The organism is Adhaeribacter rhizoryzae, assembly GCF_008629685.1.
Taxonomy (GTDB): Bacteria; Bacteroidota; Bacteroidia; order Cytophagales; family Hymenobacteraceae; genus Adhaeribacter; species Adhaeribacter rhizoryzae.
Genome location: NZ_VWSF01000004.1, coordinates 152,671 through 170,378 on the forward strand (window position 1 = coordinate 152,671; position 17,708 = coordinate 170,378).

The following is a 17,708-nucleotide window of genomic DNA, read 5'->3' on the forward strand; positions in this document are numbered from 1 at the left end:
TGTTAGAGGTAAAAAGTTTTACGGTAACTAATTATAGCTTATGCCAAAAGCGGAAACCAAACAAAAGGAGAATGGCCAGCGACTGCCTGTTCCAAAAGGAAAATTATTGTCTATCGGGGGAAAAGAAGACAAAGGCCTCACCCCTAAAGAAAGGCAATCGGTAGATTTTCATAACCTGGAAATATTAAAGCGTTTTGTAGCCGAGTTAAAAGGCGAAAACCCAATGATTGCCCTTATTCCTACGGCATCTAGTGTGCCGGATGAAATGGTGCAGGATTATAAAGAAGTATTTCGGAAATTAAAGGTTAACAATATTGAGGTAGTAGATATCCGGAACCGCCAGGATGCCAAAGACCCAGCTTACTATGATATAATAGACCGGGCCGCCGGCATTTTTATTACCGGTGGCGATCAATTAAAATTAACTGCCCTTTTAGGAGGAACGCCACTGCTGCAACGCATAAAAGAGCGGTATACCTTTGAACCAATTGTGGTGGCGGGCACCAGCGCCGGCGCGGCCGCCATGTCCACGCCCATGATTTACGAAGGCGAGGTGCAGGGGGGCATGATTAAAGGCGATGTTAAGGTAACTACCGGGCTGGAGTTTTTAAAAGATGTTGCCATCGATACCCATTTTATTGCCAGGGGCCGCATTGTTCGGATGGCTCAGGCCATTGCCACCAATCCGGGTTGCATTGGTATTGGTTTAGAAGAAGATACGGCCATTCTGGTTTCGGATGGCGGCACTTTTGAAGTAATTGGTAGTGGTTTAATAACCGTGGTAGATGGCATGGATATTAGCCACACCAATATTTATGAAATTGGTAACGGCGAACCATTTACTGTAAGGGGTTTACACGTGCATTTGCTCCGGAGCGGAGATACTTACAAAATACCTACGTATGAGCAGTTACACATTTAAATTACACTTTTTAACTTAGCCCTCTTTATAATTTCTTAACCTTTAATGCTACTGGTACCACATCGAACCAGAAGTAAGTGTTGCCATCTTTTTCTGTTCTGGCAGATAATTCTAAGAGCAGCGGCTTCAGCTGGCCTCTGTTTTCCCATTTACACACTTTAATGCTTTTGGTGGCACTATTATAAACCCAATATGCCTCCTGAATATTATTTTGAGGGTCTTTTGCTATTAAATTAAATTTATTATCCGGCAAAAATTCAAAGTTGGCTCCTTCGTAAATTTCCTTTAATTTATTTAACTCTTTTTCCATTTTAGGAGGCGCTCCCTTAGGCGATAAAGATTGCACTACCTGCCATTTTCCAATTAAGAAATCGGTTGCCTGCGCTGCTAAACCAAGCATGTAAAATATTAATAAAATACTTACCAGATATTTCATGATTATTAAAGATATTTAATAGGAAAGAAGCTATTCAATTTAGCCATAATTAGAAGAGAGCCAAATGATATTTGCGAATAAATGTACCATTGCCGCTATTTTCGTATTTATTATGGTTTGCCATTTTTCCGCTGCGCAGGTCCCCAATAACGATATTGATAAGCGCCTAGAATTAAAGGTAAATTCCCCAGCTTTTCTTTCCAATACTACTGATTGCACCGTAGACTGGGCCTGTGTAGATGAATCTTTAACCGGAAAATGTATTGAATATCACAACGACCAATGGTTCTGGTTTAAGACCAACCAGGCCGGCAAATATTATATAAATATTAATGGCCAGCAATGCCGGGATACCCGTGGCGTGCAATTGGTAGTAATTGATGGGGTACCCTGCCAGCCCAAAACTTATAAAATATTATCCTGCACTTCCTTAGCTACCCAAGACGATATTTTTGTGGAGTTAGAAGCTTTACCGGCGAACCATTCCTACTTAATTAATATTGACGGCTATTTAAAAGACTTTTGTTCCTTTCAGATTCAGGTAAGCACCCAGCCGCGTGGCCTTCCGGTACAACCCATGAAAGATAAGGCATTAACTACCAGTAAAATAGTAGAAGATGTGGTGCAATTAGCCTGGACGATAACTGAGGACCTTAGTGAGCAGATTCAAGGTTTCCAAATATTCCGGCGCAAAGATACCGAAAGCAGGTTTTCAGAAATTAAAACGATGCCACACGAAAAAAATACTTTTGGGGGTAGTAAATTATCTTATTCCTTAACCGACACCGTACAGGCTAGTGGTATTTATTTCTACAAAATTATTGCGGCTGAACCGGATGGTGTTAATCTATTATTATCTGAAACTTCGGTCAATTATTCTACCCTGAACCACCTCAAGACAAACCCTACTGATTACATTACCTTGAACCTTGATTATAAGATTGGAACTCCCATTAGCTTATATATTTATGACGCTAACAGTAAAAGGTTGTTAAACAAGGTTGATTTCAGTTTTAAAGAGCAAGACCGGCAACTCAAATATTATGTAGGCACTTTTAAATCCAGAGGAATTTCTGCCATTGATGTGCGGATTATTGACAATAGTAAAAAGGTAAGCCGAACTAAGTTTTTCAGTTTAAACTAACCAGAAAACTAAAAGAAGAACATAATTTCTGCGTCGCGTTTTTCTTCTATTTTATAAAGAATATTTTTGGCCCAAATACTTAATATTTTATGAAGTTGAAATTACTGCTTAATAAATCGGTTTAGCGTTCAATAGTTTGTTACGTGTATTTTAATCTGAATATTAATTAGTTACAGTATTAAATTTCTTTATAAGCTTTAACTTGTACCCAGCTTGTATTACATACAGTAAGGGCATAGTGGAATATTAATAAGTGCCTTGTAAAAAATTAAAAATCATAAAAACTGAAACTGATAAAGTTTTAATTTACCTACAGTTAGTTTAGACCGAAATGGGCTGTTATTTTTAAGCATTAATAAATTTTGCAGATGCTTAATTCTGCTATATTTAATAAAAATTTTTTAGTGAAGTTACAATACAGGCTTTTCTTTCTGTTCTTTTGGCTAATAAATATTGGATACTCCCAGTCTGGTAAGATGTTTACCGTGGACTTAGAGCTCTCCAATAGTCTTATCTACCAGGTTTTTCAGGATAGCAAGGGTATAATTTGGGTGGCTACCGAAGATGGGTTGAACCGGTACGATGGTTCTAAGTTCACTATCTATAAGCATGATCCGCAGAACCCACAGTCTGTATTAAATAATTATGTACGCCTTTTGTTCGAGGACCGGAAAGGTCGTTTGCTGGTGGGCTATTTCAACGGCTTGCAGTTATACGATCATGCTACCGATTCATTCCGGCAAATTCCCCTTATACTGGAAAACGGCAGGCAATTTAATGCCCATGTGCTAAGCATAACGGAACGGCAAAATGGTGAGATTCTGATTGGAACCGGTGGTTTTGGCGTATTTTCATTAAAATTGGAAGGAAAGGAACCGCAAGCCCATCAGCTTAAACAACTAGTTCCGGCAGAAGTGGCCAGCTACCTTTTCGAAGACAAAGACCAGAATATTTGGGTAGCTACCCCCGACCAAGGGCTTTTCCGGATTAGTCAGAAAAATAAAAGAAAGCAATTCCTGGGTTCAAAAAAATCGCCCCAAAGCACCATTTCCAGTATTTGTCAGGATAAAGAAGGTAATGTGTATGTGAGCAGTGTAACCCAGGGGCTTTTTATTCATAATAAAGCAACCGATGAATTTGAACAGATTCCCTACGCTTCTTCGCCAAATTTATCTATCAGCACTTTACACCTGGGGCAAAAAGACAAGCTTTACCTCGGAACCGACGGCGAAGGCATAAAAGTCTATGACCTGAAGAAAAAAATTATTACGGATGGAAACTTCAACGTTGCAACCTTTGATTTTAAAAAGTCGAAAGTGAGCTCTATTCTGGAAGATCAGGCGGGCAATCTCTGGCTAGGTATTTACCAGAAAGGCGTAATGCTGCTGCCGGCCAGCGCCAGCAATTTTAAATATATTGGGTATAAATCTATACAAAACAATATTATTGGTTCCAACGCTGTTCTCTCGGTTCTGGAAGACCACCAGGGTACGCTCTGGGTAGGTACCGACAGCGATGGGCTTTACGGAATACGCCCGGATGGCAAACAGCAGGCTCACTTTAACCGGACGAATGATCCCGCTTCGGTTTCTTCTTCCATCCGGAGTATTTTCGAAGACTCAAACCATAATTTTTGGTTGGGCTCTGACCTGCACGGCCTGGCAAAATTAAACCCCAAAACCGGTAAGTGTGAATACGTAACGATTCTTCGGGATGAAAATTCTGAACCAGTAAAGGGTATTTTTAGCCTGGTAGAAGATAGGCAAAAGACACTGTGGATTGGCAGTATGGGAACCGGGCTGTACGCCATGGATTTAGGCTCGCAAAATATTACCCACTACAATGTTGCTGCCGGGGCAAATAAGACGGGAAGCAATAATGCGCTGCATAACAGTTGGATTAATTGCCTGCTCTTAACCAGCCTAAATAAACTGTATATTGGTACTTATGATGGAATTGGTTGCCTGGATTTAAAAACCAAAAATTTTGCTTCTACACACGGCACTAATCGTTTGCTACCCGGGCATATTGTATACTCTTTGCACGAAGACCCAAAAGGCAATATTTGGATTGGCACCTCCCAGGGCCTGATGTTTTTAGAGGCCGAAACGAAGCAGCTAAAGGCTTATACCATGGACGATGGGCTGCCCAGTAATGTGGTTTGTGCCGTTAAGGGAGACGAAGCAGGCAATATTTGGATTAGTACTAATTTTGGTATTTCCCGGCTGAATCCTAACAACCGTAGCTTTATTAATTATTTTGCGAACGACGGCTTGCAGGGCAATGAATTTAGCAAAGGAGCCGCCTTCGTAAACCAAAGCAAACAAATTATTTTTGGCGGAATTAATGGCATCACCTATTTTCATCCGGAGCAAATTCCGGCGGTAACGGCCAACCCCGGCAAAAAGCTGGCAGTGCGTATAACCGGTTTTTATCTGCATAATCAGGCGGTGAAGCAGGGCATGAAATCCGGCAACTATAATATTGTAGATGCCGCTGTAATGGATGCCGATAAATTTCAATTCTCGCACCAGGATAACGCCTTTAGCATAGAATTATCGGCCATGGACTTTGCCAATCCGGAGCGGATTACCTACCAATACGCTTGGGAATCTGGTAATTGGGTTAACCTCCGGGCAGGAACAAACACCGTAAATTTTACCGACTTAACACCCGGAACGTACCGCTTCCGGTACAGGGCAAAAGATTACAGCCATTATTCTGATGAAAAAGAAATTTTAATCGTTATTTCGCCCGCTTGGTATTTTTCGACCTACGCTAAGATTGTATACGCGTTCCTCTTAATTGCCGTGTTCTTTTTAATAGTACAGCAAATTCGCCTGCGGCAGCGCACGCGCCGGAAGATGCAGGAACACTTGCAAGCCAAACAAGTTAACGATGCCAAGTTGCAGTTCTTTATTAATATTTCGCATGAAATTCGCACACCCATGTCTTTAATTATCAGTCCGTTAAAAAAGCTGATAGCAATTGATAAAGACCTGGATCGTCAGAAATCTTACGCCCTTATGCAGCGAAATTCTGAACGTATTCTGCGCCTCATAAATCAGTTAATGGACTTGCGTAAGATTGACCAGGGGCAATTGCAATTAAGATTTCAGCAAACTGAAGTTGTAAGTTTTATACAAGAGCTTTGTGCTATATTCAACGAACAAGCTCAGGCTAAAAATATTTCTTTACGCTTTCACCACCAGCCCGAGCAACTACCCGTGTGGATAGATCCCAATCATTTCGATAAAGCTATCCTGAATGTTTTGGCCAATGCTTTTAAATTTACCCCCGAAAACGGTACAATCGACGTTTATCTCCAAACCGGTAAGGATGAAAAAGCAGTAAAGGAACTACGGCAATATTTTGAAATTATAGTTTCGGATAGCGGCATTGGCATTGAGGAGAGTGAGCACGAAAAAATATTTGAGTGTTTTTACCAGGCCAAATCGGCTCAGAACTATTTTGTGCAAGGTACGGGCATTGGCCTAAACCTTACCCGGTCCATCGTAGAACTGCATCATGGCCACATACGGGCAGAAAACAATCCGGAAGGCCAGGGTTGCCGATTTATCATGCGTTTGCCCTTAGGGAAGGAACACCTGCAACCAGGCGAGCTGTTGGAAGTACTTCCTCTCGCGCCGAAATTGGAGCCAGTCATTCCGGCTTTAACCACTCCAGCAGCTACAACGGAGGCAATTAAAATAAAATCAAAAACCAAAAAACGTTTGCTGGTAGTAGATGATGATGATGAAATTCGCAAATACATCTGCCAGGAATTTGCGACCGAGTACCACCTGATGGAGAGTGCCAACGGGAAAGAAGCCTTATCTATTTTGCTGGATAAAACACCAGATTTAATTATTAGTGATGTAATGATGCCCGAAATGGACGGAATTACGCTTTGCCGTAAAATAAAACAGAATGTAAATATTAACCACATTCCAATTATTTTATTAACGGCCAAATCGCAGGAAGAAGATAATATTGAAGGTTTGGGTATTGGAGCCGATGCTTATTTGGTAAAACCATTTAACCTGGAAATTCTGAAAAGAACGGTACAGAACCTTATTAGAAACCGGGAGATGCTCCGGAACAATTTTAGTGGCCACCAACACCAGGATGCTAAAGTGCAGAAAATTGCGCTAAAGTCGGCGGATGAAAAGTTGTTGCATAAACTCCTGGACCTGATTAACCAAAATATTAATAATCCTGCCTTAAACGTGGACATGATTGCCAGTGAAATTGGTATTAGCCGGGTACACTTACATCGTAAATTAAAAGAACTAACAAACCAATCTCCCCGCGATTTTATTCGCAACATACGCCTGAAGCAAGCGGCAGACCTGCTGGCCAGCAAGCATATAAATATTTCGGAGGTAGCTTTTGCTGTTGGATTCACCAACCTGGCAGCCTTTTCAACGGCCTTTAAGGAGCTTTATGGCGTATCTCCAACTGCGTATATGGAGTCTCATGTGGTTGCCTTACAAAAACGAACCGTGTTGGACTAACACTTTTTGCTGAATAGGGTAGAAAAATTGGTTACAGGTAATTTGAAATATTGACGTACACCACATAAATATTGATGTACCCCAATAAGTGTAAACAATAAAATATTCATTTAGGGCCAGTACCTGTTGGTTTATTTTTACATTAACCTTTTGTGCCAGGCGGCAATGGGTTGGTTCCGGAATTGAGATTCACGCAACATCCTCTTAAATAATTAAAAAGCCAAATTTCTTGCAGCCTGTTTTTCCGCTTCAGGAATATTAATATTTAACGCAACTTTTCTGGTATAAAGCTGCCTTGTGGTAATTTTTTGCTATTATGTTACATCAGCCCAAATGTTTGTAACATAAAACTACCTACCTATAACGGTAAGCCTATTTCCTTAATTCTACAGATAATTAACTTTGCCTTTACGCCGCAAAAGAAGTGTATAGTTGATTTTTAAGTGAAAAGCTCTCTTACATCAGCAAGCCGGAATATTAATTGCCTGGTATAAGAATATTGGAATAAACAGAAATAGAATTTGCCGCAAACCCACTGCTACTAAAATTATATATGAATAAAGAGAAAGGATTAATTTATAAATCATTCATTTTTTGTCTGGTTGTTTTCAGTTTGGGCTGTAAAGTAGCAAAAAATGATAGTCGTGAATTAACGCTTAAAGAGGCTTTTAAAGATAAATTTTTTATAGGTACCGCGCTTAACACAGGGCAGATTACCGGGAGCGACACGGCTACCATTAGGGTAATTAAAGCTCACTTTAACTCCATTGTGGCCGAAAATATTATGAAAAGCGGTTTAATTCAGCCGCAGCAAGGCAATTTCCGTTTCGACTTGGCCGACCAGTTTGTTGCTTTTGGCGAGCAAAATAAGATGCATATTCATGGCCACACATTAATCTGGCACTCCCAAGCCCCTCGATGGTTTTTTACCGACGAGCAAGGAAAAAATGTATCGCCCGAGGTATTAACACAACGCATGAAAGATCATATTTCTACAGTAGTTGGCCGGTATAAAGGACGCGTACATTCCTGGGATGTAGTAAACGAAGCTATTCAGGACGATGGTTCGTGGCGAAAAAGTAAGTTCTACGAAATTTTGGGAGAAGATTTTGTAAAACTGGCTTTTCAGTTTGCCCGTGAAGCCGACCCCAAAGCCGTATTGTATTACAACGATTACAACATGGAAACGCCTAAGAAAAGAGAAGGTGTGGTAGCTATGGTGAAAAATCTGCAGAAACAGGGTGTACAAGTAGATGGAATTGGCATGCAGGGCCACGTTAGTTTAAAACATCCTACCATAGAAGAGTTTGAAAAAAGCATTCTGGCTTATTCCGACCTAAAGGTAAAAGTTTCTATAACCGAGATGGATGTTAACGTACTGCCCACTACCTGGGGGAATGTTGGCGCCGAAGTATCTGCCAGTTTCGAATATCAGCAAAAAATTAACCCATATACCAACGGCTTACCCGATTCAGTAGCTACGGCCTTTAATGAGCGTTATTTAAGTTTATTCAAGCTCTTTACAAAGCACCAGGATAAAATTGAGCGGGTAACCGTTTGGGGGGTAAACGACAAGCAATCCTGGCTTAATGGCTGGCCAGTTCGGGGCCGGACCAACTACCCTTTGCTTTTCGACCGAAATAATCAACCTAAGCCGGTAGTCAAATCTATCATTCAAATTGCCCGACAACAATAATAATTCCTAGGAGTTCACCCAATAATTACCTAATCATGACTTACAATTGTATGAAATTGGCTAAAACGTTCATTTTGGTCGTCTTACTAGTTTTTGCTGGTTCAGCAATGGCGCAGGACGGTACCATCTATCCACTTAAAGCTCCTGCCGAACCGAAAGCCATTCCGCTCGGCACGGGCGGTGTGGATGGCCAGAAAGCCCCCGAGACCTGGTTCCGTCAGTGGGGCGACCCTATGGCGCGCAACATCTCCACTGCAACTCTAACGCCCTTCCTGCCAAAACCAGGTAAGGCGAATGGCACGGCTGTGATCGTGGCACCCGGTGGTGGTTACAGATGGCTTTCTATGGGAAACGAGGGCTGGGAAGTCGCCCAGGCCCTGGCGGATCAAGGAATCGCCGCTTTTGTACTAAAGTACCGGCTCCACCCAACCCCGGAATCGCTCGACGAATTTAAGGCAGGGATGAATCGACCTCGGCCTGCACCAGCCGCATCTGCCAACACTTCGCCAGGTGCAACGCCACCAAGTCAGCCGCAGCTGGACCTGTCTGACCAACTTGAGGACGCTGAGGCTGCTTATGCCTTAATACTCAAAAGGGCCAAGGAGTGGGGTGTCGATACGGACAGAATAGGCATGATCGGCTTCTCGGCCGGTGCCGGCCTTACGATGCATTCAACCCTCAACTCCAAAACCATGAAATTGGCCTTCATTGGTCCCATCTATGGTGGTATGGGCCCGGTGGAGGTGCCGAAGAACGCTCCGCCCATGTTTAATGCTATCGCCTCCGATGATTTTCTTTTCCGCGGCCAATTCGGGGTGGTTGAATCCTGGTATAAAGCAGGTATACCGGTCGAGTTCCACCTTTACCAAAATAGCGGCCACGGTTTCGGTCTCGGCAATCCTGACCGAACCAGTAATCGCTGGTTCGATGCCTTCATCCATTGGTTAAATGTGAACAAATTTCTCACGGCCAAGACCGGTAAGTGATCAGCAGTCACTTGATAAATGCCATAAATATGAGTTGACTAAGGAGAATTGCTTATTATTTTTATTTAACATGAAAAGAACAAGCAATCCTGGCTTAATGGCTGGCCAGTTCGGGGCCGAACCAATTATCCCTTACTTTTCGACCGGAATAATCAGCCCAAGCCGGTAGTCAAATCAATTATTCAAATTGCTAAACCATAAATATTAGATGAGTTTTAATAAGTTAACAATTGTCTTTCAGCGTTTTATTATTTTATTTATTTTTTTACCCGGTATGGCGCAGGCCCAGGATAACACGGTTAAAAGCCCCGATGGGCAACTGCAGGTAGAAGTATTGCTACAAAATGGTCAGCCTTTTTACCGGGTTACGCACGGGAAAAAGCTGGTTTTAGAAAATTCTCCTTTAGGATTAGAAACCAACCTGGTTAACCTTTCCGCCGATTTATCTTTGGTTGGTACCAAGCGGAACACCATTGACCAGCGTTACCAGCAAAGTAAAATTAAGCGGACTGATATTCACTACGTAGCCAATGAGTTGGTTTGCTCTTATATCAATAAAAACAAAAAGCTGTTGAATGTGGTGTTCCGGGTGAGCAATGATAATATCGCTTTTCGGTACGAAATACCGGAAGCCGGGGTGCCTTTAGCGTTAGTAGTAGAAAAAGAGAATACCGGTTTTAATTTCCCGCAGGAGGCAAAAAGCTTTCTAACTTCTCAGTCTAAGTCTATGGTGGGTTTTGCCCGAACTAAGCCCAGTTATGAAGAAGGCTTTAAGATAGACCAAGATATTTCTAGTCGTTCGGCCAGTGGTTTAGGCTATACTTTTCCGGGTTTATTTAAATTAGATGACCACTGGGTGCTTATTTCGGAAACTGGAGTAAGTGGCTCGTATTGTGCTTCTCATTTAAGCGACCCAACCAACGATGGAATATATTCGATTGCTTTTCCGGATAAAACCGAAAATAACGGTTTTGGCAGCTCCGGCGCGGCCATCGGATTGCCCGCCACTACTCCTTGGCGAACCATTACGGTCGGAAAAGGATTGAAATCTATTGTGGAAACCACTATTCCGTACGATGTGGTCGAGCCGTTGTATGAGCCATCTAAAACCTACGAATTTGGTAAAGGAACCTGGAGCTGGATTATGTGGCAGGACCGGAGCATGAACTACGAGGACCAGGTAAAATATATTGATTTGGCCGCCCAATTAGGTTATAAATTTATTCTGATGGATGCCTGGTGGGATAAACAAGTTGGCTATCCGCGCATGGAAGAATTAATTAAATATGCCGGTTCTAAAGGAGTTGGGGTATTTCTGTGGTACAACTCCAACGGGGTGGCGAATGATGCACCCCAAGGACCAAAAAACAAAATGCAGTCGTCTATTGTCCGGAAAAAGGAAATGCAGTGGATGAAGCAGAACGGCGTAAAAGGCATTAAAGTAGATTTCTTCGGCGGTGATAAACAGGAAGTCATGCGTCTCTACGAAGACCTGTTATCCGATGCCAACGACTATGGTTTAATGGCCGTTTTTCACGGAACAACATTACCAAGAGGGTGGGAGCGGATGTTCCCAAATTATGTAGGCAGCGAAGCTATTCTGGCCTCGGAAAACCTGATGTTCAGCCAAGGGTTCAATGACCAGGAAGCCTTTAATGCTACTTTGCATCCCTTTATCAGAAATGCCGTGGGCGCCATGGAGTTTGGCGGCGTGGTTTTAAATAAACGCTATAACCGGAATAACAATGGCGGCAATTACAGAAGAACAACGGATGTATTTCAATTAGCAACGGCCGTTCTGTTCCAGAATCCGGTACAGTTTTTTGCCTTGGCCCCTAATAATTTAGAGGACGCCCCGGCCTTCGCTATCGATTTTATGAAACAAGTGCCAACCACTTGGCAGGAAACAAAGTTCATTGATGGATACCCCGGAAAATATTGTGTATTAGCGCGCCAGCACGCCGATAAATGGTATGTTACCGGTGTAAATGCCCTTGCGGAGCCGCTTACGTTAAAACTTAATTTGCCCATGTTAGCGGGAAAAGAGGTTAAATTTTACGGCGATAATACCGATGGCACCAGCTACACAAAAAGTGTAAAGGTGAATAAAAATGGCAGCCTTAATATTACGATGCAGCCGAAAGGCGGCGTAGTGCTAGTGCAATAATCAATTTGTGAAGTGTCGGCTATAAATTACACCCTAAGTAAATTTTAGAACATGAGGTATAAAAGAATATTTGGACTATTAGTCTTTTTGCTTACTCTCCAAATAAACGCTTTTGCGCAGAATCCCAACTTCTATATTTTTCTGTGTTTTGGGCAATCGAACATGGAGGGCAACGCCAAATTTGAACCCCAAGACACTACTGCGGTTAGCCGGTTTAAAGTATTAGAAGCCGTTGATTGTCCTGACTTGGGCCGAAAAAAAGGAGAATGGTACCCGGCGGTGCCGCCATTAGCCAGATGTAATACCGGCCTGACCCCGGCTGATTATTTTGGCCGGACTTTAGTGGCTGACTTACCGGAAAATATTACGGTAGGCGTAATTAATGTATCCGTGGGTGGTTGCAAAATAGAGTTATTTGATAAAAATAATTATCAATCGTATGTGTCAACCGCTCCTAACTGGATGATTAATTTTATAAAATCTTACGATGGAAACCCCTATGCGCGTTTGGTAGAAATGGCAAAACTGGCTCAAAAAGACGGGGTAATTAAGGGGATTTTGATGCACCAAGGCGAATCGAACACCGGTGATGCTCAGTGGCCAGTAAAAGTAAAAGGGGTATACGATAATCTGCTCCAGGATTTAGGGCTAAACGCCAAAGCTGTTCCGTTATTAGCCGGCGAACTAGTAAGTAAAGAAGAAGGTGGAGCCTGCGCCAGCATGAATGCCATCATCGCCAAACTGCCCAAAACAATTCCGACTGCCCACGTTATTCCTTCGGAAGGTTGTACGGCTGTACCGGACCACTTGCATTTTACGGCCGAAGGTTACCGGAAATTAGGTAAACGCTACGGAGAGAAGATGTTGGCCTTATTAAAAATCCAAAAATCTTCCTCTAAGTAGCTCTAATATATTCAGTAAGAAAAGTATCTAATTTAAAACAATTACCAGTAATCAATTTCTAAAAAATTATAGAACAAATTAAAATTGATAATTATAAACATGAAAAAAGCAGTTGTAAAATTTTCTTTTCTGGTTGCGGCCTGTTTGCTGAGTTGTGTTTCTTATGCACAATCTAACTTTAGTAGTAAGTTAATTGGCATGGGGGTGGTGGTATCGGATTTGGAACGCTCCTTAGATTTTTATGTAAACGGCATCGGCATGACTAAAGCCTACAGCTTTAAAATTAATGAAGATTTTGGGAAACGTTCCGGCCTTTCGAATGGAGTTGCTACGGATGTAACCGTTTTAAAACTAGAGAACAGCCCGGAAGCAAATGAATGGAAACTGATGAGCTTTGGCAAAAAAGCCACGAAATCTAAATCAAAATTTATTCAGGATGATACCGGGGTGCAATATATTACCATTAATGTAAAAGCCCTGAAACCGGTTATTGAAAGGCTGAAGGCAAAGAATGTTACTTTCCTGGGCAGTTCGCCTATTCCTTTAAACCAGAAATCGCACTTTGTGTTGGTGCAAGACCCTGATGGTACTTTTATAGAGCTAATTGGACCAATGGAATAAGGAATAATTTTGAGGTAAATATATGCCCTGATTCAGAAATTTAAAGGATAATTAGCTTTCCGCGGTAGCTTTATATTATAAATATTCTTAATGAAAAACAGCCCTTTACAACTAGTCTTTTTTACCCTTGTTTATCTCTGCATCCTTTTTCCTTCCTATGGTCAGGGCGCTCAGAATCCTATTATTCACGCGGATGTGCCCGATATTGCCATTATACGGGTGGGCGATACTTACTACATGAGCAGTACCACCATGCACATGAGTCCGGGGGTACCGATTATGAAGTCAAAAGACCTGGTGAATTGGCAAATGGTAAGTTATGCCTACGATACCTTGGCTGATATTGATGAACTAAATCTTAATAACGGTAAAAGCACTTACGGAAAAGGTTCGTGGGCGAGCAGCATTCGGTTTCATAACGGAACTTACTATGTTACCACCTTTGCCCAAACAACGGGCAAGACGCACATATATACCACCAAAGATATTGAAAAAGGCCCCTGGAAAGCCACCTCTTTCTCGCCGTCTTACCACGACCATACCTTATTTTTCGATGACGATGGCCGTATTTATTTAATCTGGGGAGCAGGTAAACTCCAGCTAGTAGAACTTAAGAGCGATTTGTCCGGCGTAAAGCCCGGTACGGAACGGGTGCTGATAGAAAATGCCACCGCCCCAACCGGGTCCAATGTAGGCTTGCCGGCCGAAGGCTCGCAGCTTTTTAAAGTGAATGGCAAATATTACCTGTTTAATATTGCCTGGCCCCGAGGCGGCATGCGCACCGTTATTATTCACCGGGCTGATAAAATAACCGGACCTTACGAAGGGAGAGTGGCCTTACAAGATAAAGGGGTAGCGCAAGGTGGTTTGATTGATACACCAGGAGGAGAATGGTATGCTTATTTATTCCGCGATTATGGCGCCGTAGGTCGTATCCCGTACCTCGTTCCGGTAAAATGGGAAGATGGTTGGCCGGTACTGGGCGTTAACGGCAAAGTACCCGAAACACTTAATCTGCCGGCGAGCAAAGGCTTAATGCCAAACATTGTGGCTTCCGATGATTTTACCCGTAAAAAAGGGGCGGCTGCTTTGCCTTTGGTTTGGCAGTGGAACCATAACCCGGATAACAAACTTTGGTCGGTTACCGAACGGAAAGGGTATTTGCGCCTGAAAACCGGCAGAATTGATACCACTTTCCTACAAGCCCGAAATACCTTAACTCAACGCACAATAGGTCCGGTTTCTTCGGGTAGTACGGCCCTTGATGTTTCGAACCTAAAAGATGGTGATTTTGCCGGTTTGGCGCTTTTGCAAAAAAATTATGGTTTGGTAGGCGTTAAAGTTAATGGCACCAGCAAGAACATCGTCATGATTAATGCCAGTACCGGCAAACCAATAGAAGCACTAAGTATTCCGCTTACTCAAAAAACAGTTTACTTTAAAGCCGAATGCAATTTCACGGATAGGAAAGACGTAGCCAATTTCTTTTACAGCCTCGATGGTAAAACCTGGATGCCTGTAGGAACACAATTGAAAATGGCTTATACCCTGCCGCATTTTATGGGTTACCGCTTTGGCTTATTTAACTATGCCACTAAAACGCCGGGGGGCTATGCCGATTTTGATTATTTCCATATTACGGATCAGATTTCTAGTATAAAATAAGGAATAATCCTTACCAAATATTAAAAAAAGGAAAGCTGGTTTAATCCTGCCGCCGGTAACAGAAAGGCCATAATGGAAATACGCTAAGGCAGTTGAATTTTAACCAGGCTAACGCTTGAATATTTTACGTGTAACAAAATGAAAAAAATACTTTTTGTCTTTTTGCTATTAATAACCATTCCGGGCTTTTCCCAAAATAAACCCGGATTAAAGTTATGGTATAAAAACCCATCGGGTACCACCTGGGAAAATGCCTTACCCATTGGCAATGGCCGGTTGGGAGCAATGGTTTACGGGAATGTAGAAAAAGAAATTATTCAGCTAAATGAACATACCGTTTGGAGCGGCAGCCCAAACCGGAACGATAATCCGATGGCGCTGGATTCTTTAGCCAGAATACGTCAACTTATTTTTGCAGGCAAGCAGAAGGAAGCCGAAAAAATTGCTAACCAGGCCATTATCACCAAAAAGTCGCACGGGCAAATGTTTCAGCCGGTTGGAAATCTCCATTTGTTTTTCGATGGCCACGACTCTTACTCTAATTATTACCGGGAGCTGGATATTGAAAAGGCAATTACCAAAACTTCTTATACCGTAAATGGCGTAACTTATACCCGCGAAGCCTTAGCCTCTTTCCCGGACCAGGTAATAGTGATGCGTTTAACAGCCAGCAAACCGGGTAATATTTCGTTTCAGGCTTCTTTCACCAAGCCTCTGCCTAAAACTACAGTACAAACCACGGCGGCCAAGGAGCTAACCATTGCCGGCACTACCATGGACCACGAATCTGTTAAAGGCATGGTAAACTTTAAAGGCATTGCCAAAGTTAAGTTAGATGGGGGGGCGCTTACCACTAATGATACTTCGCTTATTATTAAAAATGCCAATAGTGCTACCATTTATATTTCCATTGCCACCAACTTTAATAATTACCACGATGTAACTGGCGATGCAGATAAAAGAGCGGCTGAATATTTAAATAAAGCCTATCCGAAATCTTACGCTATCATTTTACCAGCCCATATTGCCGCCTATCAAAAATATTTTAACCGGGTTAAACTGGATTTGGGTAGCACCGCAGCGGCAAACCTGCCCACCGACGATCGGCTTAAACAATTTGCCTCCGGAAACGACCCGCACCTGGTAACGCTTTACTACCAATACGGGCGGTATTTACTAATTTCTTCGTCGCAGCCAGGTGGGCAGGCCGCTAACCTGCAAGGCATCTGGAATAATAAAGTGCGGCCGCCCTGGGATAGTAAATATACCATTAACATTAATGCCCAGATGAATTATTGGCCGGCCGAAAAAACCAACTTATCGGAACTGCACGAACCTTTCCTGCAACTGGTAAAAGATATGGCCGTTACCGGTCGGCAAACGGCTAAAGAGATGTACGGTGCCCGGGGCTGGGCGGCCCACCATAATACCGATATTTGGCGAGCTACCGGCGCGGTTGACGGCGCTACCTGGGGCATCTGGAATGGGGCCGGCGGCTGGACCAGTCAGCATTTGTGGGAACATTATTTATATAACGGCGACAAAGCTTTCCTGTCTTCGGTTTACCCGGTTTTAAAGGAAGCGGCTACTTTTTACGTTGATTTTTTAATTGAACATCCCACTAAAAAATGGCTGGTAATCAACCCGGATATGTCGCCGGAAAATGCTCCTGCCGCCCACCAGAATTCTTCGCTGGATGCCGGTACCACCATGACCAACCAAATTGTTTTTGATATATTCAGCACGACCATAAAAGCAGCGGAAATTCTGAAAAAAGATTTTGCTTTTGCTGATACCCTAAAACAAATGCGCAAACGTTTGCCCCCGATGCAAGTGGGGCAACACGGGCAGTTACAGGAGTGGCTCGATGACATTGACAACCCGAAAGATAACCACCGGCATATTTCGCATTTATACGGATTATTCCCCTCTAATCAAATTTCGCCGTACCGTACCCCGCAATTATACAGCGCGGCTAAAACTACTTTAACGCACCGCGGCGATATTTCTACGGGCTGGAGCATGGGCTGGAAAGTAAACTGGTGGGCCCGCATGCTCGATGGCAATCACGCTTATAAATTAATTCAAGCCCAGCTTTCACCGGTAAAACTAGGGCGCGGAGAAGGCGGCGGTTCTTATAATAATCTGTTTGATGCCCACCCGCCGTTTCAGATTGACGGCAATTTTGGCTGTACCTCGGGCATTACGGAAATGTTGATGCAAAGCGCCGACGGAGCCGTGCATTTATTACCGGCGCTGCCCGATGTTTGGCAGGCCAGTGGCAGTATCAGTGGTTTGCGGGCCATTGGCGGCTTTGAAATAGAAAGCCTGCAATGGAAAAATGGCAAGCTGGTAAAGGTAGTTGTTAAATCAAAGCTGGGTGGTAATCTGCGGTTGCGCGCTCCTAATGCCTTAAGGTTAGCGGGTGGCTCCTTGAAGAAGGCAAGCGGCAATAATACCAATCCTTTTTACCAGGTAGAGGAAACCCCGGCTGCCTTGGTAGCTGGGCAGGCAACCATTACGCCGGTAAATTTAAAGGAAACTTTGCTGTACGATGTGCCTACGCAAGCCGGAAAAACCTATACGCTTACTGCCATGTAGCACTTAAAATTATCTGATACAGATTTGTAGGAGCTGATTAAAAACAATCA

Annotated in this window: 11 protein-coding genes and 1 pseudogene; 11 read left to right on the plus strand and 1 reads right to left on the minus strand. The window is 43.0% G+C overall.

All coding sequences use genetic code 11. The features are described 5' to 3' along the window. Positions 1-40: 40 nt before the first annotated feature. Positions 41-922: a cyanophycinase gene (locus tag F0145_RS07595; RefSeq protein ID WP_150087718.1), complete on the plus strand. Its 882-nt coding sequence runs from the start codon at positions 41-43 to the stop codon at positions 920-922. Between the two features lie 25 nt (positions 923-947). Here F0145_RS07595 and F0145_RS07600 read toward each other — a convergent pair whose 3' ends face one another. After that, entirely contained in the window at positions 948-1,358 is a 411-nt protein-coding gene (locus F0145_RS07600; protein ID WP_150087719.1) for a hypothetical protein, read from the minus strand. A 64-nt stretch (positions 1,359-1,422) separates the two neighbouring features. On the opposite strand from F0145_RS07600, the gene F0145_RS07605 reads away from it, so the two are divergent. The 10 genes and pseudogenes from F0145_RS07605 to F0145_RS07650 all read left to right on the plus strand — a co-directional run bounded on the left by F0145_RS07605 (position 1,423) and on the right by F0145_RS07650 (position 17,658). Beyond that, entirely contained in the window at positions 1,423-2,502 is a 1,080-nt protein-coding gene (locus F0145_RS07605) for a hypothetical protein (RefSeq protein ID WP_150087720.1), read from the plus strand. A gap of 476 nt (positions 2,503-2,978) precedes the next feature. Then, the gene (locus tag F0145_RS07610) at positions 2,979-7,019 is read left to right on the plus strand and encodes a hybrid sensor histidine kinase/response regulator transcription factor (protein ID WP_223815882.1); all 4,041 of its coding nucleotides are present in this window, start codon (positions 2,979-2,981) and stop codon (positions 7,017-7,019) included. 553 nt (positions 7,020-7,572) lie between these two features. After that, complete coding sequence (locus F0145_RS07615; RefSeq protein ID WP_150087722.1) at positions 7,573-8,715, plus strand: endo-1,4-beta-xylanase; 1,143 nt, start codon at positions 7,573-7,575, stop codon at positions 8,713-8,715. Positions 8,716-8,750: 35 nt separating this feature from the next. Next, positions 8,751-9,701, plus strand: a complete 951-nt coding sequence (locus F0145_RS07620; protein ID WP_150087723.1) for an alpha/beta hydrolase — start codon at positions 8,751-8,753, stop codon at positions 9,699-9,701. 87 nt (positions 9,702-9,788) lie between these two features. Further along, a pseudogene (locus F0145_RS26815) lies at positions 9,789-9,902 on the plus strand (endo-1,4-beta-xylanase); the annotation flags it as partial. 7 nt (positions 9,903-9,909) lie between these two features. Next, the gene (locus F0145_RS07630; RefSeq protein ID WP_223815884.1) at positions 9,910-11,868 is read left to right on the plus strand and encodes a glycoside hydrolase family 97 protein; all 1,959 of its coding nucleotides are present in this window, start codon (positions 9,910-9,912) and stop codon (positions 11,866-11,868) included. A gap of 51 nt (positions 11,869-11,919) precedes the next feature. Then, a complete protein-coding gene (locus F0145_RS07635) occupies positions 11,920-12,771 on the plus strand; it encodes a sialate O-acetylesterase (RefSeq protein ID WP_190277490.1) in 852 nt (283 codons plus the stop codon). Between the two features lie 99 nt (positions 12,772-12,870). Beyond that, complete coding sequence (locus tag F0145_RS07640; protein WP_150087724.1) at positions 12,871-13,392, plus strand: VOC family protein; 522 nt, start codon at positions 12,871-12,873, stop codon at positions 13,390-13,392. Positions 13,393-13,482: 90 nt separating this feature from the next. After that, positions 13,483-15,057, plus strand: coding sequence for a glycoside hydrolase family 43 protein (locus F0145_RS07645; RefSeq protein ID WP_150087725.1), 1,575 nt, complete (start codon positions 13,483-13,485; stop codon positions 15,055-15,057). 138 nt (positions 15,058-15,195) lie between these two features. Then, positions 15,196-17,658 (plus strand): glycoside hydrolase family 95 protein, encoded by a 2,463-nt coding sequence (locus F0145_RS07650; protein ID WP_150087726.1) that lies wholly within the window; start codon positions 15,196-15,198, stop codon positions 17,656-17,658. The last annotated feature ends 50 nt before the right edge of the window (positions 17,659-17,708 follow it).